The sequence below is a fragment of the Campylobacter concisus genome, from assembly GCF_902460595.1.
Taxonomy (GTDB): domain Bacteria; phylum Campylobacterota; class Campylobacteria; order Campylobacterales; family Campylobacteraceae; genus Campylobacter_A; species Campylobacter_A concisus_BL.
This window is the reverse complement of sequence record NZ_CABPVA010000001.1, coordinates 498332-524100: the sequence shown is the minus strand read 5'-3', so window position 1 is coordinate 524100 and position 25769 is coordinate 498332. Positions and strand designations below refer to the sequence as shown.

27 protein-coding genes are annotated in these 25769 nt (G+C 40.4%); 16 read left to right on the top strand and 11 right to left on the bottom strand.

The window, feature by feature from the left end; all coding sequences use genetic code 11:
- Positions 1-150 precede the first annotated feature (150 nt).
- The 8 genes from F3G86_RS02520 to F3G86_RS02485 all read left to right on the top strand — a co-directional run bounded on the left by F3G86_RS02520 (position 151) and on the right by F3G86_RS02485 (position 8190).
- Complete coding sequence (locus F3G86_RS02520; protein WP_103558376.1) at positions 151-585, top strand: Dps family protein; 435 nt, start codon at positions 151-153, stop codon at positions 583-585.
- A gap of 83 nt (positions 586-668) precedes the next feature.
- Entirely contained in the window at positions 669-1256 is a 588-nt protein-coding gene (locus F3G86_RS02515) for a hydrogenase-4 component G (RefSeq protein WP_149722893.1), read from the top strand.
- Between the two features lie 122 nt (positions 1257-1378).
- Positions 1379-1816: a hypothetical protein gene (locus F3G86_RS02510; protein ID WP_149722892.1), complete on the top strand. Its 438-nt coding sequence runs from the start codon at positions 1379-1381 to the stop codon at positions 1814-1816.
- A 270-nt stretch (positions 1817-2086) separates the two neighbouring features.
- Positions 2087-3328: a major outer membrane protein gene (locus F3G86_RS02505; protein WP_149722891.1), complete on the top strand. Its 1242-nt coding sequence runs from the start codon at positions 2087-2089 to the stop codon at positions 3326-3328.
- Positions 3329-3420: 92 nt separating this feature from the next.
- Positions 3421-3978, top strand: coding sequence for a c-type cytochrome (locus F3G86_RS02500; protein WP_002941036.1), 558 nt, complete (start codon positions 3421-3423; stop codon positions 3976-3978).
- Between the two features lie 45 nt (positions 3979-4023).
- Positions 4024-7119, top strand: a complete 3096-nt coding sequence (locus tag F3G86_RS02495; RefSeq protein WP_149722890.1) for a cytochrome c biogenesis protein CcsA — start codon at positions 4024-4026, stop codon at positions 7117-7119.
- Complete coding sequence (locus F3G86_RS02490; RefSeq protein WP_103570836.1) at positions 7120-7554, top strand: fatty-acid--CoA ligase; 435 nt, start codon at positions 7120-7122, stop codon at positions 7552-7554.
- Positions 7555-7635: 81 nt separating this feature from the next.
- The gene (locus tag F3G86_RS02485; RefSeq protein WP_149722889.1) at positions 7636-8190 is read left to right on the top strand and encodes a hypothetical protein; all 555 of its coding nucleotides are present in this window, start codon (positions 7636-7638) and stop codon (positions 8188-8190) included.
- A 68-nt stretch (positions 8191-8258) separates the two neighbouring features.
- Here the strand turns inward: F3G86_RS02485 and F3G86_RS02480 are convergent, their stop codons facing one another.
- From F3G86_RS02480 to F3G86_RS02465, 4 genes are read right to left on the bottom strand one after another with little or no spacing between them, the layout of a single operon-like run.
- Positions 8259-8726, bottom strand: a complete 468-nt coding sequence (locus F3G86_RS02480) for a phosphatidylglycerophosphatase A family protein (RefSeq protein WP_012001515.1) — start codon at positions 8724-8726, stop codon at positions 8259-8261.
- 8 nt (positions 8727-8734) lie between these two features.
- Positions 8735-9916: a sulfate adenylyltransferase gene (locus tag F3G86_RS02475; protein WP_149722888.1), complete on the bottom strand. Its 1182-nt coding sequence runs from the start codon at positions 9914-9916 to the stop codon at positions 8735-8737.
- Entirely contained in the window at positions 9894-10784 is an 891-nt protein-coding gene (locus tag F3G86_RS02470) for a response regulator (protein WP_107965641.1), read from the bottom strand. Before F3G86_RS02470 ends, F3G86_RS02475 begins: the two co-directional genes overlap by 23 nt.
- The gene (locus tag F3G86_RS02465) at positions 10781-11899 is read right to left on the bottom strand and encodes a bifunctional 2-C-methyl-D-erythritol 4-phosphate cytidylyltransferase/2-C-methyl-D-erythritol 2,4-cyclodiphosphate synthase (protein WP_149722887.1); all 1119 of its coding nucleotides are present in this window, start codon (positions 11897-11899) and stop codon (positions 10781-10783) included. The genes F3G86_RS02470 and F3G86_RS02465 overlap by 4 nt, the downstream gene beginning before the upstream one ends.
- 149 nt (positions 11900-12048) lie before the next feature.
- Here F3G86_RS02465 and thiC point away from each other — a divergent pair, with 149 nt between their 5' ends.
- From thiC to F3G86_RS02425, 8 genes are all read left to right on the top strand, one after another.
- Entirely contained in the window at positions 12049-13347 is a 1299-nt protein-coding gene (thiC, locus tag F3G86_RS02460) for a phosphomethylpyrimidine synthase ThiC (protein ID WP_149722886.1), read from the top strand.
- A complete protein-coding gene (locus tag F3G86_RS02455) occupies positions 13341-14441 on the top strand; it encodes an Mrp/NBP35 family ATP-binding protein (protein ID WP_149722885.1) in 1101 nt (366 codons plus the stop codon). The genes thiC and F3G86_RS02455 overlap by 7 nt, the downstream gene beginning before the upstream one ends.
- Positions 14442-14576: 135 nt before the next feature.
- Positions 14577-14843 carry an ACT domain-containing protein gene (locus F3G86_RS02450; protein WP_002939508.1) on the top strand — a complete coding sequence of 89 codons (267 nt, stop codon included), beginning with the start codon at positions 14577-14579 and terminating at the stop codon, positions 14841-14843.
- Between the two features lie 9 nt (positions 14844-14852).
- Positions 14853-16190 carry a PFL family protein gene (locus F3G86_RS02445; RefSeq protein WP_149722884.1) on the top strand — a complete coding sequence of 446 codons (1338 nt, stop codon included), beginning with the start codon at positions 14853-14855 and terminating at the stop codon, positions 16188-16190.
- Between the two features lie 101 nt (positions 16191-16291).
- Positions 16292-16981: a hypothetical protein gene (locus F3G86_RS02440; RefSeq protein ID WP_021084217.1), complete on the top strand. Its 690-nt coding sequence runs from the start codon at positions 16292-16294 to the stop codon at positions 16979-16981.
- Positions 16982-17137: 156 nt separating this feature from the next.
- Positions 17138-17590, top strand: a complete 453-nt coding sequence (locus tag F3G86_RS02435; protein ID WP_149722883.1) for a hypothetical protein — start codon at positions 17138-17140, stop codon at positions 17588-17590.
- Between the two features lie 219 nt (positions 17591-17809).
- The gene (locus F3G86_RS02430) at positions 17810-19009 is read left to right on the top strand and encodes a tetrahydrodipicolinate N-succinyltransferase N-terminal domain-containing protein (protein WP_103575157.1); all 1200 of its coding nucleotides are present in this window, start codon (positions 17810-17812) and stop codon (positions 19007-19009) included.
- 11 nt (positions 19010-19020) lie between these two features.
- The gene (locus tag F3G86_RS02425; protein ID WP_021085907.1) at positions 19021-19515 is read left to right on the top strand and encodes a type 1 glutamine amidotransferase family protein; all 495 of its coding nucleotides are present in this window, start codon (positions 19021-19023) and stop codon (positions 19513-19515) included.
- Between the two features lie 78 nt (positions 19516-19593).
- Here F3G86_RS02425 and F3G86_RS02420 read toward each other — a convergent pair whose 3' ends face one another.
- From F3G86_RS02420 to F3G86_RS02395, 7 genes are all read right to left on the bottom strand, one after another.
- Entirely contained in the window at positions 19594-19860 is a 267-nt protein-coding gene (locus F3G86_RS02420; RefSeq protein WP_149722882.1) for a Fic family protein, read from the bottom strand.
- 22 nt (positions 19861-19882) lie between these two features.
- Positions 19883-20014: a hypothetical protein gene (locus tag F3G86_RS10920; RefSeq protein ID WP_262974874.1), complete on the bottom strand. Its 132-nt coding sequence runs from the start codon at positions 20012-20014 to the stop codon at positions 19883-19885.
- A complete protein-coding gene (locus F3G86_RS11145; RefSeq protein ID WP_223228548.1) occupies positions 19978-20271 on the bottom strand; it encodes a DUF4172 domain-containing protein in 294 nt (97 codons plus the stop codon). The genes F3G86_RS10920 and F3G86_RS11145 overlap by 37 nt, the downstream gene beginning before the upstream one ends.
- A 156-nt stretch (positions 20272-20427) precedes the next feature.
- Positions 20428-20853, bottom strand: a complete 426-nt coding sequence (locus tag F3G86_RS02410) for a gamma-glutamyl phosphate reductase (protein WP_087583718.1) — start codon at positions 20851-20853, stop codon at positions 20428-20430.
- 1 nt (position 20854) lies between these two features.
- Positions 20855-21649 carry a CsgG/HfaB family protein gene (locus F3G86_RS02405; RefSeq protein WP_012001529.1) on the bottom strand — a complete coding sequence of 265 codons (795 nt, stop codon included), beginning with the start codon at positions 21647-21649 and terminating at the stop codon, positions 20855-20857.
- Positions 21650-21777: 128 nt separating this feature from the next.
- On the bottom strand, positions 21778-23589 hold the full coding sequence (gene glmS, locus F3G86_RS02400) for a glutamine--fructose-6-phosphate transaminase (isomerizing) (protein ID WP_149722881.1): 1812 nt from the start codon (positions 23587-23589) through the stop codon (positions 21778-21780).
- Positions 23590-23592: 3 nt separating this feature from the next.
- On the bottom strand, positions 23593-25769 hold a 2177-nt coding region (locus F3G86_RS02395; RefSeq protein ID WP_149723153.1), incomplete at its 5' end, for an HD domain-containing protein.

Genomic DNA, 25769 nt, shown 5'->3' with positions numbered 1-25769 from the left:
AAATTTCTAAATTCTACATTTGACTACAGGATAAATTTATTTTGTAGTCAAAATTTATACTAAATAATAAATTTTATTATTTGATTAACTACTGATTAACTCTAACTACATATAATTTCATCACATTTAAACAATAAAAAAGGAGACAAAATGTCAAAAGTTATTTTACAGTTAAACACAATTCAGGCTGATGCGAATGCACTTTATATTAAATTTCACGATCTTCACTGGAATGTAAAAGGTATTCAATTTTTTAGCGTCCATGAATACACAGAAAAAGCTTATGAGGATATGAGCGAGATTTTTGATGATGCAGCTGAGAGGGCTCTTATGCTTGGTGGCAGACCTATTGTCAAGGCTGAGGAGCTAGCAAAAGTCGCTCACATCAAGCACGAGCCAAAAGAGAACTACACTCCAACTGAAGTTTTGGATATTGTTTTGGCTGATTACAAGCATCTTTTAGGTGAGTTTAAAAAGCTTGATGAGCTTGCGGAGGGCGACACAACTACTCAGATGTACGCACAAGATCAAATAGCTAAATTTGAAAAAGCCATCTGGATGCTAAACGCAACACTTGGCAAATAATTACAGCGGGAGTTCTCCCGCTTTACTCTAAATAAATTCCATCTTTTGGCGATATAGTTTTTATAAACTTATAGGAGCCAAATATGCAAATCAGTCAAATCGTAAGCTCATACAACACTTCAAGCGCAAAAGAAAATGTAAAATCAGAAATTTCGCTTCATAAAGATGAAAAAGAGGTTTCGAAAAAGCAACCCGAGGTTTCAAATTTAAGTGCGAAAGAGATATCAAATAGCTACTTTTTGCAGTATCAAAAAGATATTACTCAAAATGCTAGTTCAAATTTACTAGCTCAAGGTGGTCTAAGCTTTAGTGTGCCTGAAAATTTATCAGACATTTTAGCTGGACTTGATCTAGCAGGCATCGGCTACAACGGCAAAGCTCTAGGAGAGCTAAGCAGCGATGAGGCGACCGAGCTAGTTAGTGAAAATGGCTTTTTTGGCATCGCAAATACAGCTGATAGGATAGCTGGCTTTGTGCTAAATGGCGCAGGTGATGATGTAGAGAAGCTAAAAGCTGGCAGAGAGGGCGTGGCAAAGGGCTTTGAGGATGCAAAGAAAATTTGGGGCGGAGAGCTACCTGAAATTTCACAAAAGACTATCGAAAAGACCCTTGAGACGCTTGATAAAAAGATCGCTGAGCTTGGCGGTAACGTCTTAAACGTATCAGCCTAAATTTCTTGGGAGCTCTCCCAAGAAATTTATATATTAATGTAAGCACAAACTCAAATTTTAAAACTCACAAATTTTATTTAATCTTAAAAGCTATACTTTGCTCTTTATATTAAGGAGAAAAGATGAAAGCTAAAATTTTACTTCCTCTAGCAGTAGCCACTATGTTTTTGGGATGTTCATTTTTTGATGATAATCCACCAGTCCGCAAGCAACCAAGGCAAGTCACTAAAACCACACCTGCAAAAAGCTCCATTAAAGGCTTCATAAAAGATGTCAGCTATAAAGATTCGAAATACTGCTACGAGATAGTAGCCAGCGATGTGAAAAATCACAAATTAAACAAAGCAAATTTTTGTGCAAACAGATATTATTACGATAAGGGCGATCTTGTCTATGCGACTTTTTACGCAGATAAACTCATAGACATGCTTCTTATAAAAGAGAGCGGCTCTAGAGGCGCATATAATGGCATAAGAAAACCGCAAAATGAAGTAGTCGTAAAAAGAAAAAATATAAAAACGAATATCGAAGTACCAAAAGAGGAGAAAATTTCTTTTTAGATTACCGTTGATTTACTGCTAGCATATATAATTTCATCAGCAATCAAAACTAGAACTCCTTTTAAGGGGCAAAGCAACGGCCCCTTTTTCTTTTTACCCCCCTCCCTTAAAAGTTTCATTTGTAAAAGTTAAATTATCAAAATATACCTCTTTTTGGTCAAAATCGGTAAACGATCGGTAACAAAAGTGCAAAATTTTATGATTTTTTAAGCTTCATCTTAAAATTTATTGATTATAATCGTCGACACAAAAACCTTAAAAGGAGAAAAAATGAAACTAACAAAAATTAGTTTAGCCGCTTTGGTTGCTTTAGGCGCATTCTCAAGTATAGCAAGTGCTACTCCACTTGAAGAAGCTATAAAAAATGTTGATCTTTCTGGTATGGCAAGATACAGATATACTCATGTACATGATTATGACAAAACACAAAAAAATGTTAAAAAATCAAATGAGGCTGGCCATAACTTTAAAATGATCACAAATTTTAAAGCTGCTATCGATGATAACTTCTTTGGCGTTGTTGGTTTAAGATACAATGCTACTGATGGCTCAGGTGATAATGCTGGTGCTGGTACAGATAAAACAGATACAACCACAGGATTTGGTGTTCACCAATTCTATCTTGGTTATAAGATCGGTGGTACTACTATAACAGCTGGTAAACAAACTATTGACTCATACTTTACTGATGACGCAATCGGTACTGGCGTAAGAGTAGTAAATGAAGATATTGAAGGTCTTACTCTAACAGCTTTAGCTTTTGATGCTCTTGAAGGCAATGGCGAGAGCGATGGCAAATTATATGATGCAGCTGTAACTAATAAATTAGATAGATATGATGTTGGTAACTTATATGCAGCTGGTATTGCTGGTTCATATGATCCTATTAACTTCCAACTATGGTATGCAAGCTTAACTAATCTAGCTGATGTTCTTGCAGCTGATGTTTCTGCAAATTTTGCTATCACTAGTGATATTTCTGTAGGTGCAAGACTTAACTATGCAAATAGCACAGCCGATAAAGAAGCAAAAGGACATTTAACATCAGAGAGTGGCGCTAAATACAATGACGGTAACTTCTATGCTGGCGAACTTTCAACTTCACTATTTGGTTTTGATCTAGCTGCTGGTTATATCGGCTGGAAAGCACAAGATAAAGGTGTAACATCTTTTAGCTTTGAAGATCAAGGTGGTCTAATAACTGCTGGTGAAGATGTATTTGACTGGACATACGCAGAGGGTAAAGGTAACTTCTTCTATGCAACAAGTGCATATACATTTGATAAATTCACAGTTGGTTTAGATTATGTTAAAGGTACTCAAAAAACATCAAATGGTGTTGGCAACCCAGATAAAAAAGACAAAGTTGAAGAATTTGTTCCAAGATTTGCTTACCAATACAACAAAAAGCTAACATTTAGCTCATTCTACTCTTTCCAAACTCACAAAAAACCTAATGATGTGAAGGAAAAAGAAGACAAATTTAGATTTGAAGCTAAATACTCATTCTAATTCATAGCTCGTTAATCAACTTATGATATAATCCCGGGTCGGAGCAATCTGATCCGGGATTTTTAAATTTAGAGCAAATTTCAAGGAAACTTATGAAAAATATCAAAATTTCTTTTTTGGCGTGTTTTTTGGTGGCAAATGCCTTTGCAGCTTCTCAGGTTTATTATATAGAAGCTCGTGGTGAGTTTGGTAAAGAGCTTGCCGAGATGGCAAAAAAGCAGGCTAATGACAGAAATGAAAAAGTAAATGTCTATGTCGATGAAGATCCAAGACGCTATAAAGACAATAGAATTTTAAAATTTGGCGTTGATAGAAAAGGTAGATATAGCGTCTCTTTAGGAAAAGAGCTTTATGAGAAACAATGTGCTAGCTGTCATGGCGAAAGCGCGGACAAAAGACCATTTGGTTCAACACCACTTAAAAACATGGATGCTAAAGATATAGAAGATAGCATCATCTCTTATAGAAGCGACTCAAGCTTTGGTGGTAGTGGTAAAAACGTAATGCAAAACCAAGCTAAGATCGTCTCAAACAATGATCTAGGTGCAATACTTGCTTATCTAAAAGGTAAAGACGCACTTGCAGATCAAGATACTAACGAAAATAAACCAGTTTCAACCGAAACAAAGCAGGGCAGTTATTTAAGATAAATTTCACTTCGGTAGCTTTGCCACAATATAAATAAAAGGAAGCAGATGTTAAATCCAAAAACATTATTTTTAAGTATGGGCTCAGCTATCGTTTTGATGATAATCTTTGCCGTAGCTAGTGGAGCCGCCACAATAATAGAGAGCAAAACCAGCACTGAAGCAGCTTGGTACTATGTTTATGGTGCTGGCTGGTTTGCGCTCATTCAACTACTGCTTGGTATAAATTTGGCCTTCAACATCTTTAGATACAATCTAATTGATCCTAAAAAACTCCCATCACTCATCTTTCACTTAGGCTTTATCGTCATCTTAATCGGTGCTGGCATCACAAGATACCTCGGCTTTGAAGCTGATATGCATATACGTGAAAACACCGCTTCAAACGTTGTTAGTACAAAGGTTTCGTATATAAATTTAACAGCGCTTAACGACAAAGGCGAAGAGATCAGCTCGGCTATGCCTTTGGGACTTGCTGATGTGAAGAAGGGCTTTGATCTAAAGCTAAAAACAGCAGATGGTGAGGCTAGTTTAAAATTTAAAGAATTTGTGCCAAATGCAAGTTATAAATTTGTAAATGATGATAGCGGAAAGCCTGTTGTTGAATTTGTAGTATCAAACGAGAGCGAAAGCGAAGAGATATTTTTGCTTGAAGAAGAAGAGGCAAGGGTTGGAAATATCAGCTTTATCTTTAATGCCAAACCAGATGAAAATAAAAAATACGTTCTTTTTAGACTAAATGATGGAAATTACACAGTTACTTCAAATGTCGATCTTTCAAAATTTACTATGGCAGATAGCTCTAAAACTGAGCTAAAAGCTGGTAGCGTGAATGAATTTGGCACAGGCAGCTTATATACTATCTCAAATATAAATTTTGCCCCAAGGCTAGTCTCAGCGCACGCTTCAAGAAAGCTAGTTAGCTCAAAGGATAGCGAGTTTAATGCGTTGATAGCTGAGCTAAACTACAAAGGTGAGAGTAAAGAGATGCATGTATTTTACAACCTAATGGAGCCTTCACGTATCGCCGTGGCTGGACAGAAATTTAACGCCACATGGGGGGCTCAGCAGATAAAACTCCCATTTAGCCTCTACCTAAAGGACTTTGAGTTAAAAAGATATCCTGGCTCAAATTCTCCTATGAGCTACTCAAGTGAGGTTGTGGTAAAAGATGGCACGAATGATCCTGGGTTTGATTATAGAATTTATATGAACCACGTGCTTGATTATGATGGATATAGATTTTTCCAAAGCTCATACGATACTGACGAGAAAGGCACGATCCTCTCTGTCAACAAAGACCCAGGCAAGATCCCGACATATATCGGCTACTTTTTGCTAGGTCTTGGCTTCTTGTTAAATGTCATAAACCCTAACAGCCGCTTTAGAAAGCTAGCAAAACTAATAGATAATGAATCAACAAAAGGCGGTAAAAAAGTTGCTGCGCTCATAGCGGTCTTGCTTTTAGGCTTAAATTTTAGCTCGCTAAAGGCGGAGGACTTCTTGCCGCATATCAGCAAAGAGCATGCAGACAAGCTTGCTAGACTCATCGTGCAAAGTCCAGATGGCAGGATGAAGCCATTTGATACGCTTAGCAAAGAGGTTTTAAACAAAATTCATAGAGGTGAGAGCATAGGTAGCCTAAATTCAAACCAAGCTATGCTTTCTATAATGGTAACGCCTGATTTTTGGCGAAATGAGAAGATCATCGCACTTGGTCAAAGCAAGGAGCTTAAAAAAGAGCTAGGCGTCGATGAGAATGCAAGATACGCAAGCTTTGATGAATTTTTTAAAGCGACAAAAGATGGTGGAAGCGAGTATAAACTAACAAAATTTGCTGAGATAGCAAACCGCAAACACCCAGGCTCACGCAATACTTTTGACAAAGATGTGATAAAGATCGACGAGAGACTAAATGTATTTTATATGATATTTATCGGTGAAATTTTCAAAATTTTCCCAAAACAAGATGATCCGTCAAATTCTTGGTATTCGCCAGCTAGTGCGATGATGTACTTCTCGCCAAAAGAGGCTGAGCTAGTAGTTGGCATGATGAGAGAGTACTTCTCAGCTGTTGATGCAGCCTCAAAGGATAATGACTGGAGTAAGGCGGATGCGGCGCTTGAGAAAATTTCAGCCTATCAGCACAAATACGGCTCTGCCGTCATGCCAAGCGAGAAAAAGATAGACATAGAAATTTTATTTAATAAATTTCAAGTATTTGACCGCTTGACGCCGATATATCTTTTGGCTGGACTTGCTCTTTTGCTATTTGTTTTTGTCAAGATGTTAGCGCCAAAAGTGCAGATAAATGGCATAGTTAAAGCTGTATATATTATAAATTTACTAGCTTTTCTTGCGCACACAGTTGGACTTGGTCTTCGATGGTACATCGCTGAGCACGCCCCTTGGAGTAACGCCTACGAGTCGATGGTCTATATCGCTTGGGCGCTTGGTCTATCTGGCATCATCTTTGCAAAACGCAGTCCGATCGCACTTGCGCTTACATCTATATTGGCTGGTATTACGCTATTTGTCGCACACCTTAGCTGGATGGATCCGCAGATCACGACACTTGTGCCTGTGCTTCAGAGCTACTGGCTAACCATCCACGTCTCTATCATAACTGCAAGTTATGGATTTTTGGGTCTTTGCTCGCTGCTTGGTGGCTTTACTTTGCTGCTTATCATCTTGCAAAATAAGAAAAAGCCAAATGCAGAGATCGCGCGTAATATCACTGAAGCAACGCGTATAAATGAGATGGCAATGATACTTGGTCTTAGCTTGCTCACGCTTGGAAACTTTTTAGGTGGCGTTTGGGCGAATGAGAGCTGGGGTAGATACTGGGGCTGGGATAGCAAGGAGACTTGGGCGCTAGTTTCGATCCTTGTCTATGCAGCAGTACTTCACATGAGATTTATACCAAAGCTTAATAATCAATACGCATTTGCTGTTGCCTCATTTTTTGCTTATTGGTCGATCATAATGACCTATTTTGGGGTAAATTTCTATCTAGCTGGCATGCACTCATACGCAGCTGGAGATCCGCTTCCGGTGCCTGATTTCGTCTGGATAAGCATCGTAGTGATGATAGCGATGAGCGTTCTTGCATTTACAAAACGCTCTCTTTGCACAAGGCTATAGATGTTTGTAAAGGGCTTGATAGTCTTTTTTGTCTTTTTGCTTATAGTGGCCATTTGCGCGCTAATCTATCTTTTGCTAAAAAACAAAGACCATCAAGTCTTAACAAGAGGGCTAGAAGCTGAGGGTGAAGAAGAGATCACGATCGAAAAGCTTGAAGAACTTGCTAGCGATAAAACTCTAAGCAAAAACGAGCTTTTCGAGCTTATACAAATTTTTGGAGAGAAATTTATAATACCAGCGAAAAAAAATCAGGTCGCTCCAAAAGAAGCTAGCAACTACATAAATTTTATAATCCTCATCTGCTCTCACCAAAATGCCGATGCAAAGCTTATTAGCTTTTTAGACAAAGAGGCTAAAAAGAAAAATCCAAGCTATGTTGCAGAGATCGAAGATAGCGAGAGGATAGGCATAGAAAACCGTAAAAATCGCAGGTAAATTTAGCTCTATTTTTTAAATTTAAGAGCACAAAATATCGTTAGCAAAACTCAAATTTACAAAATAAAATAGGAGTGTAGTTTGGACATCAATGATCTCTATGCTAGTTTGGTCTTTGCGCCGATAGTTTTAGCTATTTTGTTGATGATCTTTGCTGGCAGGCGAAATATAAAAGTCTATCTGAGCAAATTTGACCTAGTTGGACTGCATCTGATCTTTCCGCTCGTGATATTTCCCATCTTTGTAGCTATCTTTTGTGCAGTATGTGAGTATTTTGACGTTTCAAACGATGATGGGCTAGCTTATATTTTTTACACTATGCTTTTTATAATAGCCATTTACGCCGTTTTTGGTTTTTACGTTTGCATTAAATATAATCACGGCTTTTTAAACTGCTTTTGGGCGCTTCTTTTAAGATTTAACTTCATGACCCCGCTTGTTTATTTGCTATTTTTAGGTGGCAAAGGACGTGATAAAAATGGCAATGAGATAACCCCTGAAAATGCAAAAAATTTAAGCATTTTTGAAGAGCTTAGGTTTTCACTTTATAATATGATCGTCTTTAGAAAAATTCACGACAAAGATAAATTTGCAGGCAGGGATGAGATAAATTCTAACGATAAAGCTCTCATCTAAAAAGAGGTCTAAAATAAAAAGCATAGAGAGTTAAATTTAAAAAGAGCCAGCAAAACGGCTAGCTCAGCTTACGGCAAAACTACGCCAAATTTCATAGCCACGCCATATATCATCGCGCTAATAATACCAGCGAAAAATCCAGCAACCATATCATCGCCCATTACGCCAAGTCCGCCCTTTACATTGCGGTCGATCCTGCCAATGATCGAAGGTTTTTTGATATCAAGCACTCTAAAAAGCACGAGTGATAGAACTAGCTGTGAGATCGTCGCTCCGCTAATGGCGATAGCGAGCCAAACGCCAGCAACTTCGTCGATCACGATAAAGCTCTCGTCGTGCGAATTTACCTTTTTTTCAAAATCATCAATGACGCTGATGCTCACCAAAAATAGCAAAATGCTAGCTAACAAAAGCGTAGTCGCCGAAAAAAAATATAACACAAAATAAGCCACCACAGCCCCAGCCACCGAGCCCCAAGTGCCAGGCGCCTTTGGTAAAAGTCCAAATCCAAAAAATGTCAAAAATAGTTTTTGCATAAATTTCCTTAAGTGAGTGATGATGTCTGGTAGAGCTTCATGAGCTCCTCGTAAAAGTCGCGATCGGTCTTGTTTTCAAGCAGTCCAGAGTTTACAAAGAGATCGTCGCAGAGCTTTTGTATATCTTTAAAGCGATTTACATAGAGCTTGCTTAAGATGAGCGCTGAAATTTCAGGCCTCACGAGTATAGCTGGTGGCATGATGCCGTTAAATAGCAGCTCTTTGATCACGTCTGGGTGGTATTTGATCTGGTGGTGCTGTCCGTGTGGGCAGCTTTTGGTGCTAACTAGCGTCTTGCACTTGTTGCAATAAACTAGCTCTGGCAGGACGATCACATCTAAATTTAGATCGTTTTTGTAGATGTCAAGTATCGTATGAACTTCGTTGTGGTCAAAAAACATGCCAATGCCAGAGTGATTTTGTCCGATGACTAGCTTGTTTGCGCCAAGCCTTGAAGCCGCGATGCACTCAAGCGTTGGGTTGGCGTGCGAGCTAAAAAGGGTCGTGTTTTTTAGCGCAAAGACAAAGACCTTTTTTGTCGGCAGGTAGTTTTGGTTAAAAAAGTCAAGCACTTGCTTTCTGATCTCATAGTCGATGTGTCTCTCTTCGCGCGTTCTTACCAGAAAAACTACCACAAGATCGGCCTTGTCGATAGTCATCCTAACTAGGCGTTCATGAGCGCGGTTAAATGGATCAGCCGTCAAAAAAACAGCCGTTATCTTTTTGGCGCCACTCTCTTTTATAAACTCATTTAGCGCATCTTTGCTTATTTGCAAGCTCTCATCATATAGCTCGAACTCGCCACTTATGCCGTATTTGCCTAAATTTAGTGACATTTCGCTGTTTGATTCATTTGCTAAAAATATATTTTTAGCTCGCATGCTCTCGTCAAATTTAAAGACCTTTGCCACGTCGATGTGCCCAACGATCTTGCCGTCCATATTTAAATTTACTCTTTGTCCAGCATGCAGCTTGCTAGCGACGCTTTGGTTTTGCTCGCCAAATGGGGCAAAGCCAAAAGAGTAGGGCATCGGCTCGCCGTTAAAGTAGCCCTTTTTTGCCACCTCTTTGATCTGCTCGTCGTCCATCAGGGCGCTAAAATTTGAGAGAATTTTGTTTTTGATAAGCTCTAAGGCGCCATAAACTTCGGTGTTTATAGAAATTTCACTATTTTTTCTTGCTGACGTCATATTTCTTTCTCTTTTCCCAAAGTGATTTTCTAGAAATTCCAAGCTTTTTGCTTAGCTCGGTGTCGGGGAATTTATCTTGATAATTAACGATGATATATTTTATATATTCATCGATCGTGACGATCTCGCCGATATCAAAGTTTTTATCTCGGATGGAGAGTTCAAGCACCTCAAATGGCGCACTTTGCGCAAAATCGCTAGTTTGGATAGCCACTTTTTTCTTTTTGCAAAGCTCTAAAATTTTCTCTTTTTCATCCTCTTTTAGCTCTTCAAGATTTGTGATGTATATTAGCTCGTCGCCACTTTGAGCAAGTGCTTTTTCAAGTTCGCTAAAACAGGCTTTGCCTAAAAACAAAAATGGCAAATTCCCAGCCTTTGCGTAGTTAAAGATAAATTTATCGCTGTAGCCATTTTTGCTTGATTTTAAAAGAAGTGGAAATTTGATCTTTTTGGCTTCAAAACAAGGTATCTCGTAGTCTTTTAGAGCGAAATTTATATAGTTTTCGTAGTTTTTTATCTCGTTTTTAAAGCCTCTAAACTCTTCAAAATGTCTTATCTTTCTAACAAGCTCTTCTATCATAAATGGCTTTTGGATGTAATCCACCGCACCCGCTTGTATCGGCTTTAGCACGGTGTCGCTGTTGATGTAGGCGATGAGTAAGATGATGATAGAGCTTTTAAATTTCTCTATGACTGGGTAGAAGTCCTGCCCTGGGAGTGTGGTAGAAAGTAACACTACGTCAAAATTTTCAAATTTCAAAGCCTCTTTGACGCTCTTTGCGATCTCGCAGTCGTAGCCAAAGTCAGCTAGTTTGCTAGCCATCGAGCCAGCTAGGTAAATTTCGTTTTCTACTATTAAAATTTTCATATTTGTGTCCAGTTGTAAAATTTAAGGCTAGCACTTGCCATGACAGCGATCCCTTCGCATCTGCCGACAAAGCCAAGCCCCTCAGTCGTCGTCGCCTTTACATTTATGCGGCTTTGGCTCAAATTTAGAGCCTGAGCGATGTTTGCCTCCATTTTTGATTTTAGCTTTGAAAGTTTTGGCTTTTGAGCCATTATCGTGATATCAGTGTTTGTTAACACAAAGCCCACGCTTTGCACTCTTTTGTAGGCTTCTTGTAGCAGATAAATGGAGCTAATATCTTTAAATTTAGCGTCCGTATCAGGAAAGAGCTCGCCTATGTCGCCAAGCCCAGCAGCTCCCAAGATGGCGTCAGTTAGCGCATGAAGTGCCACATCGCCGTCGCTGTGCGCCTTTAGCCCAAACTCATAGTCGATCTTTTCGCCACAAAGCACAAGCGGACGGCCCTTTTCAAACTCATGCACGTCAAAGCCGTTACCAACAAAAACCTCGTTTTCTGGTGCTTTTAGGGCTGAAATTTTGGCAAGATCCTCTTTAAAAGTGATCTTTCTAGCCATCTCATCGCCCAAAATGTGCCAAACACTTGCACCTATGGCTCTCATAGCCGAGCTATCATCTGTGTAAATTTCGCCGCTACTAAGAGCCTTTTTAAGAAGTGCTGTGCGCGAGAGCTGCGGTGTTTGGATAAGTTTTACCTTTTTTCTGTCTATTGCATTTTCGCCAAGATAGGCAGTGTCAGCGATCTTTAGCGCAGGCACCACGCAGTCAGCTTGAGCGGCCGCCTCGATGATCTTGTGAAAGAGCTCGCTTGATATGCAAGGACGCGCGATGTCGCTAACTAGGACAAATTCGCTACTTACTAGCTCAAGTGCGTTTTTTAGGCTATCTTGCCTTGTCTCGCCGCCATCAACAAATTTATAATTTGGAGCAAATTTAGACATATATTTGCACTCTTTACTAACGACGATGATCTCTTTAAATGTGTAAAAGTTACTCAAATTTTTAGTGGCAAATAGCCAAAGTGGGTCGCTGCCGATGCGAAGCCATTGTTTCTTTACAGGTAGCTCAAAACGACTGGAATTTCCTGCTCCTAGCATTATAAGTGAGATATCAAGCAAGGTAGCTCCTTTGAAGATTGTTACGGAATTATACATTCTAAAACTTGAAAAAATCTTTTTAAAAAAGAGTAGAAATTTAGATTTATTTAGTTAGTTCAAATATAAAAAGGACTAAAATTAGCTTTTTTATAAATTTAAAAAGGCTACTCATGAGAGAAAAGACGCAGATGTACTATGCTAGGCGTGGTGAGCTCACAAAGCAGATGAGCTATGTGGCAAAGGTCGAGGGGATAGGCGAAAATTTGCTTATAGATGAGGTGGCAAATGGCAGGATCATCATCCCAGCAAATGTAAATCACATAAATTTAAAGCCAATGGGCATAGGCAGAAAGCTAAAGACAAAAATCAATGCAAATATCGGCAACTCAAGCCTAAGTAGTGATATTTGCGCGGAGCTTAGAAAGCTTGAAATTTGCCTAGAATTTGGCGCTGATACGGTTATGGACCTAAGCACGGATGGCGATTTAGACGCCATTAGAAGCGCTATTATAGAGCATTCAAGCGTGCCAGTTGGCACAGTGCCTATGTATGAAATTTTAAAAGAGGCAAAAGAGGTTACAAATATCACAAATGAGCTAATTTTAAGCGTGCTAGAGAAGCAAGCAAGGCAAGGAGTTAGTTACTTTACGATACACGCTGGCTTTTTGCGTGAGTTTTTGCCGCTTGTTAAAAAGCGTAAAATGGGCATAGTTAGCCGCGGTGGCAGCCTGAGCGCTAGCTACATGTCAAAGCTAAATAGGCAAAATCCATTTTATGAAATTTTTGATCAAATTTTAGAAATTTGCGCTAGATACGACGTCTCACTCTCGCTTGGCGACGGACTTCGCCCAGGATGTCTTTTTGATGCAACAGACGAGGCGCAGCTTAGTGAGCTAAAGGTGCTTGGAGAGCTTACACTTCGTGCGTGGCAGAAAGATGTGCAAGTTATGATAGAGGGCCCTGGTCATGTGCCATTAAGTCAAATTGAGTATAATATGAAAATCGAACAAGAGCTCTGTCATGACGCCCCATTTTACGTGCTTGGGCCGCTTGTTAGCGATATCGGCGCGGGGTATGATCATATCACATCAGCGATAGGTGGTACGATGGCGGCATATCACGGCGCTAGCATGCTTTGCTACGTGACGCAAAAAGAGCACCTAGGACTACCAAATGAAAATGACGTAAGAGAGGGCATCGTAGCTCACAAGATAGCAGCTCATGCCGCAGACGTCGCACTTGGTAAGGCTGGAGCTATCGAAAAAGACCATGCGATGAGTGATGCGAGATATGCGTTTGACTGGAATAAGCAGTTTGAGCTTAGCTTTGATCCAAAAAAGGCTAAAGAGCTTCACGATGAGAGCTTGCCAGAAGATGTGTTTAAGAGCGCTCATTTTTGTTCGATGTGCGGACCAAAATTTTGTGCATATAAAATTTCAAAAGATCTAGAAAAAGGAGAAAAATGTTAAATAAAGAAGAGGTCTTAAATAGACTAAAAGGTGTCATATATCCGGGATTTGAGAAGGATATAGTTAGTTTTGGCTTTGTAAAAAACGTAGAAATCGGCGAGAAAATTACAATCGAAGTCGAGATCGTTAGCTCAAGCCCAGAGGTGGCAAATGAGCTAAAAGCGGACATCAAACGTGTCATGGGCTCAAACGAGTACGTGCTAAATTTGATCCAGCCAAAGATGCCTGAGGAGAAAAGTAACACTCAAAGTGGCAAAAATATCGCGCCTCAAGTTAAAAATTTCGTAATGGTAAGCTCTGGCAAAGGCGGGGTTGGCAAATCAACCACAACGCTAAATTTAGCCATTTCAATGGCAAAACTAGGCAAAAAAGTGGGAATTTTAGACGCTGACATCTACGGACCAAATATCCCAAGAATGCTTGGCGAAGTAAATACCCAGCCACAAGTCGTTGGCAACAAGCTAAAACCGATACTTAGCCACGGCGTGGAGATGATGAGTATGGGCGTTTTGATGGAAGAGGGCATGAGCCTTATCTGGCGTGGTTCGATGATCATGAAAGCGATCGAGCAGCTACTAAGAGACGTGCTTTGGAGCGAGCTTGATGTCTTGTTTCTCGATATGCCTCCAGGAACGGGCGACGCGCAACTAACTTTAGCTCAAAGCGTGCCAGTAACGGCAGGTGTATGCGTCACAACGCCACAAGTTGTAGCCCTTGACGATAGCAAACGTGCGCTTGATATGTTTGAGAAGCTTCACATCCCAATCGCTGGCGTCATAGAGAACATGAGTGGCTTTATCTGCCCTGATAATGGCAAAGAGTATGATATCTTTGGCAAAGGCACGACTGAAGAGGTGGCAAAGGCTTACAACACTCAAATTTTAGCCGAAATTCCTATCGAGCCAGCGGTTCGTGTGGGCGGCGATAGCGGCAAGCCGGTTAGCTTTTACGAGCCAAACTCAGTCACTGCAAAACGCTACGAGAGCGCAGCTACAAGACTTTGGGAGATAATAGAAAATATAAATAACGGCGGCGGGGCTGATAACTCAGCGATCCAACCAGTAAATGACGGCAAGAGTGCTTGCTCGAAGTAAATTTGCAAAAGATAAATTTTAGAGCAAATTTTAATTAAATTTGGCTACCAAAATTTAGCTTTGCTTGATGCAGGGTTTAAATTTTGGAGCCAAAATGCACTTCAAATCAAAAATTTAAATTTAACAGGAGAAAAGATGAAAGCGATCGTAACCGTAGTGGGAAAAGATAGAGTTGGCATCGTTGCTGGCGTCTCAGCAAAGCTTAGCGAGTTAGGGCTAAATATAGACGACATAAGTCAGACTATTTTAAGCGACTTTTTCACGATGATGGCGGTGGTTTCAAGCGATGAAAATAAGGACTTTACAGCCTTAAGAGCGGAGCTAGATAAGCTTGGAGAGAGCCTAAAAGTAAAGATAAATATCCAAAGCTCAGCCATTTTTGATGCGATGCACAAAATTTAAGGACAAAATATGGATATCAAAAACGTAACCGAAACTATCTCGATGATCGAGGAGCAAAATTTTGACATCAGAACGATCACGATGGGCATTAGTTTGCTTGACTGCATCGACCCTGACATGGGCAAAGCCTGCGACAAAATTTACGCAAAAATCACCACTAAAGCCAAAGACCTAGTTAGAGTGGGTAACGAAATTTCTGCTGAGCTAGGCATACCAATCGTCAATAAAAGAGTGAGCGTGACGCCTATCTCGATAATCGGCGCCGCAACCAACGCGAGTGACTACGTAATGATCGCAAAGACGCTTGATAGGGCGGCTATTGAAGTTGGTATTGATTTTATAGGTGGTTTTTCGGCTCTAGTGCAAAAGGGCTATCAAAAGGGTGATGAAATTTTGATAAATTCTATCCCGCAAGCACTCGCTCAAACCGCAAAAGTGTGCTCAAGCGTCAATGTCGGCTCAACAAAAAGTGGCATAAATATGAGCGCGGTGCGTGACATGGGGCGCATCATAAAAGAGACGGCGGCGGCATCAGAGATGGGCTGTGCGAAGCTTGTAGTTTTTGCAAACGCAGTCGAGGACAATCCTTTTATGGCTGGTGCATTTCACGGCGTGGGCGAGGCTGATGTGGTGATAAATGTCGGCGTTTCAGGCCCAGGCGTCGTCAAAAGAGCCCTTGAAAAGGTGCGTGGCGAGAGCTTTGATGTGGTGGCTGAGACCGTTAAAAAAACGGCATTTAAGATCACTCGTATCGGCCAGCTCGTTGGTCAAATGGCGAGCGAGCGCCTTGGGGTTAAATTTGGTATCGTAGATCTCTCTCTTGCTCCAACGCCTGCCGTGGGCGACTCTGTGGCTCGCGTGCTTGAGGAGATGGGGCTTGAGGCTGTTGGCACGCACGGCACGACTGCGGCACTTGCTTTGTTAAATGACGCGGTTAAAAAAGGTGGCGTCATGGCGTGTAACCAAGTGGGCGGCTTAAGCGGTGCATTTATCCCAGTATCAGAAGATGAGGGCATGATAGCTGCGGTGCGCGCAGGATCACTAAATTTAGAAAAGCTTGAAGCGATGACAGCGATATGCTCAGTTGGGCTTGATATGATCGCCATACCTGCGGACACGCCAAGCGAGAGTATAGCTGCGATGATCGCTGATGAGGCGGCTATCGGTGTGATAAATCAAAAAACAACTGCCGTTCGTATCATACCTCTTGGACGTGAGGGCGATATGATCGAGTTTGGCGGCCTTTTAGGAAGAGCGCCTGTGATGAAGATAAACAAAGCCTCAAGTGCTGACTTCATCGCTCGTGGCGGACAAATTCCAGCACCTATTCATAGTTTTAAAAACTAATTCAAAGTCCGCTTTAAATTTGCGGACTTTTTCTTAAATTTACCCAAACTTTTCAACTGCTTTTAGTTAAAATAATAAAAATTTTAAACCAAGGAGCTAAAATGAAAATTTTATCACTGCTTACGGCGCTACTTTTTGGAGCGGTATGTGGCTTTGCAAACGATGGCAAAGTAAGAAGTATCGACATCTACGTCACACCTTACTACTCAGCAAATGCTGGTAAGGTGGAGTATGTCAAGGTCTATGACAAGATAGATGAGCTTTTAAAAAGTGGCAAAGAAGAGGACTTTAAAAAGGCTGAAAAGATCGTGCAAGATGCCCCGCAAATGGTCTCTCCGATAACTCTTTTTGTCCTTTCAGCTCGCGCTTATGATCTTGGACTTCGCGATGATGCGGTATTTTGGTTTTATGCGGCAAAAAACCGTGCGATCTTGCTAAGAGGCGTTATAGACATGGAGGGCGAGAAATTTACTGACGTGGTGGCTGCGATAGGGGCGTTTATGAAGCTTGTTGGCGACGTGGTCAATCCTTATGCATTTTGCGATATCAAAAAGCAACAAGAGATCGCTGATAAAGCGCTTGAATGGACTAAGAAAAATGCCTATGAAGCGATGTTTTCGCCAGAATTTAGCTCGCCTCACGAAGATAGAAAAGCAGCCCTTGCAAAAGGCATAGAAAAGCTAGAAGCGCGCAATAAAAAAGAGAAAGATTATTTTTTAGACAAAGACAATCTTGCTAACTTTAAAGCTATGCGCAAGCAAAATGGCACTGATGAGAAATTTTGCTTCTAAATAGCGTGAAAAAATGAAAATTTGCTTGTAAATTTAGCTTTTGCTTTATGCTAAAGGGCAAATTTACAAGCTATCTCTATTTTAAATCACGATAATTTTACTTAAATTTGGCTCTTTTTCATAAGAGTAGCAAAACCACAAAAATGAGAATAAAAAATGACTTTGAAATTTGGCGAACTTGAAAAAGTTGCAACAGATGATGGCTTTATCTGGTATGCGGAGACTGGACTAAAAAGTGAAATTTTTGGGCAGGTGCCATTTTGCCTTGTTAACACAGATGGGGCAGACGTGGATGATGAGACTACTTTGCTAGCAGAGCGAATTGCCCAAGATATTGACCGATACATAAAAGAGGCGCTTGGTTTTTTAAAAGATGAGCTTAGGCGAGGGTACTCTTTGAATAAGGACGAGATTAAATTGCTTGACGTGCCAGTTTGCAAACTGCCATTTAGCTCGCCGCAATGCACTTTTTATGCGCACGATAAGCAGTGGCTGATGAGATTTGCAGAGGGCGCGCTTGATATCTGCGAGCCTTATGGTATAGGGGTGATCTTTGAAGGTGAAAAGCCACTTCGTTTAGAAAATTTAGAGCTTAGCGATGAGTACTAAGTGCTTAAATTTGAGGGCAGCTTAAATTTACATAGTAAGAGCTATATAAATTTGAAATTTATAAGCCTTTTGACTGTGAGTTTAGAGGTGCTGGGGGATTTTTTAAGTCTAGCGCCCAAAGTCGCTTGGATTTTAGTTTTTACCAACTTTTAAACGTCCAAAATCATAAAATTTTTAGCCATTTTTGGCTAGACTAAAAAAAAATTTAAAGGAGAATAGATGTCTAAAGAGTTTAAAGACGCAAACGAATTTAAGGAATTTTTTGAAGAATTTAGAAAAAAAGATGGCTACAAAGATCCAGTTGCTTTTGGCATCGCAAGAGTCGATCGCGGACAAAAAAATAGCGACAAAATTTTGCAGGCAAGCTTTGCCGTTGTAAATTATAAAGAGAGCTTTTTAAGCGCAGCTGCTTTTATCTATGCTTTGCAAAAGTGTGATGTTGAGGTTGATTTTGGTGCATCCGAGTTCGTGACTGATCTCACGCCAAAGGTAGTAAAAAAGGCTAGCAAGCTCTTTAGTGTCTTTGAAAAAGATATAAAATCGCATAAAAATGTGGAGAATTTACACGCTGTGAAGATGGCATTTGATGACGATCTTGAGCTAAATGAGAATAAATTTAAGCTTGTATTTTTATTTGATGACGCAAAGCCACTTAGTGTGGAGGCCGTCTATCTCAAGCTCTACTTGATCTCGCTTGGCAAGGTCACACCTAGGACGATCGTGCTTGATGGAGCCTTTGGAGTGTTACCAAATGTCGCATGGACTAGCCAAAACATCCCGATCGAGCTTGAGTGGCTAAGAGAAAATGAAATTTCTCTAAAGATGTTTGGCGAGTATCCAGCGATCGTGAGCGTGGATAAATTCCCAAGATTTCTAAGTCACATCATCCCAGCTGATAACACGAGAATTTTAGACGCTGCCAAGGTTCGCATGGGCGCTGCTGTGCATCCTGGCACAGTCGTCATGCCGGGCGCTGCTTACATCAACTTTAATGCAGGCACGACTGGCGGCGTGATGGTTGAGGGCAGGGTTAGCAGCTCTGTCGTAGTAGGCGAGGGCAGTGACGTTGGCGGCGGAGCTAGCATACTTGGTGTGTTAAGCGGCACAAACGGCAACCCTGTAAGCATAGGCAAACACTGCTTGCTTGGCGCAAACTCAGTTACTGGCGTGCCACTTGGTGATAACTGCATCGTGGATGCTGGCATAGCGGTGCTTGAGGGCACAAAGGTCTATATCTCGGCAAGCGAGCGCGAAAAGCTAGCTAAGCTAAATCCAGAGTTTAAATTTGAAGCTGAAATTTACAAAGCGCTTGAGCTTGGCGGGCTAAACGGGCTTCATTTTAGACAAAATAGCCAAACAGGTCAGATCACTGCAAGCGCGAGCAAAAGGGCGATCAAGCTAAATGAGGCACTTCATTAAAAGGAGCTAACATGAAAGTTGGCATTTTGATGTTTGACAAGATAAATTTGTTAAGCTTTGCCAAAATTTATGATTTTTTACATAAATTTGAAGGTTTTAACATCAAAACCTACGCTCTAAAGCCTGAAATAGTCGATGAATTTGGCGTCAGGCTTCATCCTGAAATTTACGCTGAGAGCCTTTATGGCGTGGATATATTGGTCGTGCCAGATGGCGTCGGAGCGCTTGGGCTAAGATATGATGAGATATTTTTAAGCTGGATAAAAAGCTCGGCGAGCGCGAAATTTAAGATCGGCTTTGACCTTGGCGTGCTCATCCTTGGAGGGGCTGGATTTTTAGAGGATAGAGAGGCTTGCATAAGGGGTGGATACAAAAACGCGCTAAGTGGCTACTGCGAGGTAAATGACGCCAAGATGTGTGAGAGCAGAGGCGTGATAAGTGTTAGTGAATTTGATGATGAGATCAAAGAGCAGCTCGCAAAAATCCTAACTAAAGATAAAATTTAAGGGCTTTGGCTCTTAAATTTGATAGAAATTTTATCTTTTTAATGAGCTTATAGCTTGTTTTATGGTGCTATTTACCGCCTATAAATGCCACTTTATCCATGCTGTAAAGTCAAAGTTTAAATTATTTTCAAGCTTTGTTGTTTGCTCTAAAATTTCATAATAATCTTTTTTATTTGCGTAAATAATGCTCGAGATAGAAAACGGCTTAATGCTTTCACTAGCCAAGCAGTAGTGCGCCAAAGCCCTTGCCATGCGGCCATTGCCGTCGTCATAAGGATGGATGATCACAAACCAAAGGTGCGCTAAGGCACTTTTTATATAGGTGTTTTCGTGATTTTTATCGATAAAATTTAAAAAATTTCATCCTCTACGCGCTCTGCTGGCAAGGCTTTGTAGTGGATTTGCACATTTTTGAAGGAGCTGAGACGACGCTCATCTCATCTTCTCTAAATTTAGCTCTTTTTATCTTGTAAATTTTGCTATGGCTATATCCAAACAAGCATTGTGCCAGCCATGTAGCCGCTCGAAGTTTATGAGAGCTTTGTTTGAATTTGCTTCAAGCATTAGTGAGGCTAGATTATCACTGTGCCTAGTCGCATGAGTATCAGCTAACCAGTCAAAATTTTCATCTAGTCTCTTTTTTATCGATGAGCGAATGCTTGATCTTTTTAGGCTCTCGCCCTCTATGAGAGATGAGCTTATTATTTCATCTTCAAGTGCGCTAATTTGCGCCTTTAAAAGATCGTTTTTGTTGATTTTATTGTTATATCTTTTAAAAATTCGTGATTTTGCTCTAGCCTATTTGCAAGGGTGTCTATTGCACTTTTGTCGAAAGAGAAATTTGGGTAGTTAGGATGCTATCATATCCAAAGGTTTTGCATCAAATTTCTTTAAAGATTGTGGCTTTTGTGCCTATCTATAAGGTCTTCTATACTCTCTTCTAGCGTCATTGTAGCCACGTCTATATCCGCGCTCAAAACCATCATCATAGTCATCGTCGTTGTAGTAGCCTCCACGGTAACCACGCTGAAATCTATCAAATCTTTCGTATTCATTTTGATAGTATGGGCGGTAGTTAGGTGGATATGGTGCATAGTTTGGATCAACAGGATAGTAGCCACTCATGCGGCAACTATCCTCGTCAAAATCTTTCAAACCAAAACGAAATTTATATCCGTCTATCTTTTTACTAAGGGCGTCGTAGTTTCTTGTATCGCCGTAAAATTTAGCCATTTCTCTTTCGTTTATAAGTTTGCAAAGCCCGATCTCTATCTTTTTAGTATAGTTTGCAGCTAGCAACATCGTAAATGTACAAAACAAAATGGCTATAAATTTCATCTTAGTCTCCTATTTTTATATTTCCGCCTTTGCCAAGACCGCCTTTTACATTTTGGACTTTATAGTCTTTTAGTGCGACTATAAGTTGGTTCATTGCGTCCATAAAGGCATTTACGATCATCCTGCCCTCCGGTGTCTTTGTATAGCCACCAAGTCCAGCGCTCACACGTGAAAATGAATTTGACCCCATGCCAAAGAAGTCAAAGTTGCTATCACTGCCGACTGCGCCAGCGATCTGTACGCCTGAGCGGTTGTCTATGAGAAGTAAAGATGTCTGTGTTTCACTCTTTGAAAAGCCTCCGCTTACCTTGCCAGCAACGTTGCCAAAGACAGCGCCCACAAGTCCACTGATACCACCAGTGTCCTCTTTGCTAAATGTGATCTCTGGCTGCATGGTATAATCAGCCGCTACGACTTGACCTTTGTGAAATTTAGAACCTTTTCTTAGCTCGCCACTAGCTTCAAGCGCGCGCTCTTGCATCATATTGTCCATGCTTCTGCCACGCTCGACGATGACGAAGCAGCCAGTTTGCTGAGCTAAGATCCTTAGCACTGGTACGGTTGAGCCAAGCTGATAATCTCTAGTTAGATATGAGTACCATGAGCTACTTTGATCCTCGTAAAAAGACAATGTTCCTAGCGTTTGGCTGCAACGCTCGATTTTTGTGTTGGCATTTTTGGCTGTATCACCTGCTGCAGCGCCAGTTACACCGCTGTTGCTGCTAGCGCATCCAGCAAATAAACAAAGAGCGGCAACGCTACTAAAGACCTTAGATGCTAAAAATCTCTTTTTCATGAAGATCCTTTTTAATGTAATTAGAAGTGCAAATATTATAAGAAAATAATATTTTGTGAAAACTTAAATTTTAAAATAAAAATATAAAAGTAAAATTTAAGCGGCCAGCAAGATGCCAGCCACATAAATTATTCGACAGTTACGCTTTTTGCGAGGTTTCTTGGCATATCGACATTGTTGCCAAGTCTAACGGAAATTTCAAGTGCAAGTAGCTGAAGCACAAGCATCATCTCGAAAAATTCGCTCATATAGTGATCTTGAACGCTAGTTTTTACGTAGTCATCGCTTAGTTCAAACTCAAGTGGGCTTATCGCTAGGATATAAGCATCTCTTGCAGCAAGCTCTTCGACGTTACTTTTTGTCTTTTCATATAGTAAGTTTTGAGGCATTAAAGCGATCGTAAATAGCTTCTCATCTGCAAGTGCGATAGGTCCGTGCTTCATCTCGCCTGATGGATAGCCCTCGGCATGAAGATATGAAATTTCTTTAAGTTTTAACGCACCTTCAAGTGCTAGCGGATAGAAGATGTCTCTACCGATGAAGAAGAAGCCATGACCGTGCAAATAGTGCTTGCTTAGGCGGTGAAGCTTCTCTTGCAAAGAGTTATCTATATTTAAAATTTGTGGGATGTGAAGAAGCGTTTTGATCTCGTGATCAAGCTCTTTTTTGCTGATAGATCCCTTTGCTGATGCCATTTGAAGCACAAGCATCCAAAGCACGATGATTTGCGTTGCAAAGGCCTTTGTGCTTGCCACACCTTTTTCGATGCCAGCGCGAGTTAGAAGCGTATTATCAGCTAGCCTAACGATAGATGAGTTATCGACATTGCAAATAGCAAGTGTCTTTAGCCCAGCCTCTTTTGCGATCCTAAGCGCCTCAAGAGTATCAGCTGTCTCGCCACTTTGCGAGATGACGATGAAGAGCGAGTTTTTGTTTAGATAAGGCTTTCTATATCTAAATTCGCTTGCCACTTCGACCTTTGTTCTAACTTTGGCAAGCCTTTCAAAAAGATAGCTTGCAGTTAGTGCTGCATGATAGCTCGTACCGCACGCACAAAGCACAACATCATCGATGCCTTTTAGGTATTCATCGTCTAAATTTTCAAGGGTGACTTTGTGGTTTTTAACTCTGCCCATGATGGTTTCAGACACAACAGCGCCTTGCTCGTAAATTTCTTTCTCCATAAAAAATGTATAACCCTCTTTTTGGGCATAGCTCTTATCTTTTGGCAGTGCGTTAAAAGTTATGCTAGCCTTTTTGCCGTGTTTGAAAACAGCTATCTCGTCTAAGCTCACATAGCCATAGTTGTTGTCATCAAGATATGCCACTTCTGTTGCGTTGCCGATGAGTGGGGCATCTGATGAGGCAAAATATAACTCTTTTTTGTCGCTTTTGCCTATCGCCATAGGAGCGGCATCTTTTGCGAAAAATATCTTATCAGGTGCAGTTTTGGTGATAAGTAGCGTCGCGTATGCGCCTCTTAGCTTTGCGATAGTCGCCTCATAAGCTTTAAATGGGTCTTTTTTCTCTTTTAAAATTTCTTCAAAAAGATGCACGATCACTTCAGTGTCGGTTTGGCTCATAAATTTCACGCCCTTTGCCTCAAGCTCATCTTTAAGCTCTTTGTAGTTTTCGATGATGCCGTTATGAACGACAAATGAGTGCTCGCCAAGGTGTGGGTGAGCGTTTATCTCGGTTGGTTTACCGTGCGTAGCCCAGCGTGTGTGACCTATCGCCACGCCAAAACCTTCTGATGTAAAGTCCTTTGTCTTTAGGACTAAATTTTCAAGCTTGCCGACCGCTTTGAAAAAGTCGATCTTGCCTTCACTCATCACAGCCATGCCAGCGCTGTCGTATCCACGATACTCAAGCTCTTTTAGCCCGCTTAAAATGACCTCTTTTTTCTCTTTATTTCCAATGTATCCTACGATTCCACACATGTTTTACTCGCTTATTAATAAATTTAATATCTCATCGCCTTTACTCTCAAGTCGCTCGTTTTTCTCGATTAAAAAGAGATTTCTCGTTCTATTTTTAACCGTCTGAATTCTCGCACTCGTGACTTGAAAATGAAGCCTATCAAAAACACTCATCACATAAGCCATTAGCCCGCGCTGATCTTTTGCGTTGATGCTAAGTTTGGCATAATCTTTTGAGTGGTTTAGCTCGAAGTTTATCTCATCTTTGTTAATATTTGGTTTCAAAGGCTCTCTTAAAACCTCGCTATTTAGGGATTTTAGGGCTAAAATTTTAGTGTTTTCAAGCTCGTGATTTTTTACATTTTGGTTAAAGTCAAGCCTGATATAAAATTTCTTCTCAAAAAGCTCAAATATCTCCATATACGCAAGGTCAAATTTGGCAAATTCATAGAGCAGGGCGCTTAAATTTAGGCTCTTGTTTGTATAAATTTGAATGCTTAAATTTTTAATATTGTTTATGAAAATTTCTGTTTCGTTTAAGCTATCAGCCACTTTGCTTAAATTTATGATCTCGCTCGCGCTATATTTTGTAAAGACCAAATTTGATGTGATCTTAAAAATTTTCTCTTGTAGCTTTGGCTCAAGCGCCAAAAACTCGCTATTTCGTTTTATAGATTGCTCTTTTTTTACTCGTCTTGTCGCTTCATCAAGTAAATTTTCATCGCTAAATGCGCTAAGAGAAATTTCATAAAGCTCTCTTAAAAGCTTTGCTGTGTAGGCGTTGTAAAGCCTCTCATTTGTGGCGTTTATCACGCAGTAGCTAAGGATGTAAAGTAGCTTTAAAACCTGCTTGTCGCCAAGCTTTGATATGAAGGCAAAGATGACGCGCTGCGAGTAGATGTCCTCTCTGTTTGAGACGTTGCTCATTAGGGTGTGGTATTTTATTAAAATGACGCCGACGTTGATAGCTTTTTGACTTAAATTTAGCTTGTTCGCATAGGCTCTAAAGATGTTTGCGCCGATGTTTGCGTGATCTTTGCCGCCAAGTCCTTTGCCAACGTCATGCATAAGCGTCACGATCTTTAGCATCGTTTTGCCCTCCAAGCAAAGCTCAGCGTAGAGATTTTTTATAAATTTATCTTTTATATTTTCAAGAAATTTGACGCTTAAAACGCTATGCTCATCAACCGTAAATTCGTGATAGCCGTCATATTCTGCTAGCTGGGAGATATGCTCCATCGGTTTTATCAAAATTTGTATCATCTGTGCATCGAGCAAGGATTTTAAGATAGCGTAGGAATTTTCTCTTAAAAATATCTTCTTAAACTCGCTGATAGCGCGCTCTAAGCCATCTTTCGTGATGATGGCTCGCTTGATATAAAAGATCGCGCTTATATCAAATTTATAATCCACATCTTTTAGCTCTAAAAGCTCATTTATGAGATCCTCGATAAGGGCTGGCTTTTTGTGAAGTGGCACGTAGATGACGCCATTTATCTCATAAAAGCCATTTTTTAGCCTAGCAAATTTTCTTTGCTCGAAGCTTAACTCGCTTTTGAAAAATGGCCTGCAAAGCGAAGCTGCGATAAATCTTGAATAAATGGCTACGTTATTCATCGAGCTTAGCATCTTTTGGCTGATGACGCTCTCGTTGTCTTGCAGCTTTTTGGACTTTGTCTGCATGAAATTTGTCGTGATCTCAACACTTGAAGCGCTAAAAGTATCGGTGTTTTGAGTTAAATTTAAAGCACTTAGCAAGCTTAGTAAAAAATCCACATTTAGATTAAAACTTGCTATCTCTTTTTCATTCATCACTTTAAGGGCTTGCGATCTAACCGAAACATCGCTATCTAGGCAGTTTAGTATGCAGTTTAAGTGGTAAATTTCATCTATCCCACCAAAGCCACTTTTTAAATTTGGCTCTTGCGCCAAGTAGCTTATGCTAGAAAATGGCAAAAATGCCTTTAAATGGTAGTTTAAAAAGGCTTTTTTATCAAATTCTTTTATCTTTATGATCTCGCTTTTTACTAGGCGGTAGAGGCTTTTTGAGCCGCAGATGTAGCGAAGTTGCGAGGTTTCGCTTTTAAATTTAAGGTCATCTTTGAAATTTATAAAAATTTCATCCACTTCGGCAATTTTTATCACAAATTTCATGCCAGAGCTATCTAAAATTTCAGAAAATTCTTTTAAGAAATTTTTTA

Bases quoted from the DNA above. Each gene is read 5' to 3' on its own strand.
- F3G86_RS02520 (WP_103558376.1), top strand. From the start codon at position 151: ATGTCAAAAGTTATTTTACAGTTAAACACAATTCAGGCTGATGCGAAT.
- F3G86_RS02515 (WP_149722893.1), top strand. From the start codon at position 669: ATGCAAATCAGTCAAATCGTAAGCTCATACAACACTTCAAGCGCAAAA.
- F3G86_RS02510 (WP_149722892.1), top strand. From the start codon at position 1,379: ATGAAAGCTAAAATTTTACTTCCTCTAGCAGTAGCCACTATGTTTTTG.
- F3G86_RS02505 (WP_149722891.1), top strand. From the start codon at position 2,087: ATGAAACTAACAAAAATTAGTTTAGCCGCTTTGGTTGCTTTAGGCGCA.
- F3G86_RS02500 (WP_002941036.1), top strand. From the start codon at position 3,421: ATGAAAAATATCAAAATTTCTTTTTTGGCGTGTTTTTTGGTGGCAAAT.
- F3G86_RS02495 (WP_149722890.1), top strand. From the start codon at position 4,024: ATGTTAAATCCAAAAACATTATTTTTAAGTATGGGCTCAGCTATCGTT.
- F3G86_RS02490 (WP_103570836.1), top strand. From the start codon at position 7,120: ATGTTTGTAAAGGGCTTGATAGTCTTTTTTGTCTTTTTGCTTATAGTG.
- F3G86_RS02480 (WP_012001515.1), bottom strand. From the start codon at position 8,726: ATGCAAAAACTATTTTTGACATTTTTTGGATTTGGACTTTTACCAAAG.
- F3G86_RS02475 (WP_149722888.1), bottom strand. From the start codon at position 9,916: ATGACGTCAGCAAGAAAAAATAGTGAAATTTCTATAAACACCGAAGTT.
- F3G86_RS02470 (WP_107965641.1), bottom strand. From the start codon at position 10,784: ATGAAAATTTTAATAGTAGAAAACGAAATTTACCTAGCTGGCTCGATG.
- thiC (WP_149722886.1), top strand. From the start codon at position 12,049: ATGAGAGAAAAGACGCAGATGTACTATGCTAGGCGTGGTGAGCTCACA.
- F3G86_RS02455 (WP_149722885.1), top strand. From the start codon at position 13,341: ATGTTAAATAAAGAAGAGGTCTTAAATAGACTAAAAGGTGTCATATAT.
- F3G86_RS02450 (WP_002939508.1), top strand. From the start codon at position 14,577: ATGAAAGCGATCGTAACCGTAGTGGGAAAAGATAGAGTTGGCATCGTT.
- F3G86_RS02445 (WP_149722884.1), top strand. From the start codon at position 14,853: ATGGATATCAAAAACGTAACCGAAACTATCTCGATGATCGAGGAGCAA.
- F3G86_RS02440 (WP_021084217.1), top strand. From the start codon at position 16,292: ATGAAAATTTTATCACTGCTTACGGCGCTACTTTTTGGAGCGGTATGT.
- F3G86_RS02435 (WP_149722883.1), top strand. From the start codon at position 17,138: ATGACTTTGAAATTTGGCGAACTTGAAAAAGTTGCAACAGATGATGGC.
- F3G86_RS02430 (WP_103575157.1), top strand. From the start codon at position 17,810: ATGTCTAAAGAGTTTAAAGACGCAAACGAATTTAAGGAATTTTTTGAA.
- F3G86_RS02425 (WP_021085907.1), top strand. From the start codon at position 19,021: ATGAAAGTTGGCATTTTGATGTTTGACAAGATAAATTTGTTAAGCTTT.
- F3G86_RS02410 (WP_087583718.1), bottom strand. From the start codon at position 20,853: ATGAAATTTATAGCCATTTTGTTTTGTACATTTACGATGTTGCTAGCT.
- F3G86_RS02405 (WP_012001529.1), bottom strand. From the start codon at position 21,649: ATGAAAAAGAGATTTTTAGCATCTAAGGTCTTTAGTAGCGTTGCCGCT.
- glmS (WP_149722881.1), bottom strand. From the start codon at position 23,589: ATGTGTGGAATCGTAGGATACATTGGAAATAAAGAGAAAAAAGAGGTC.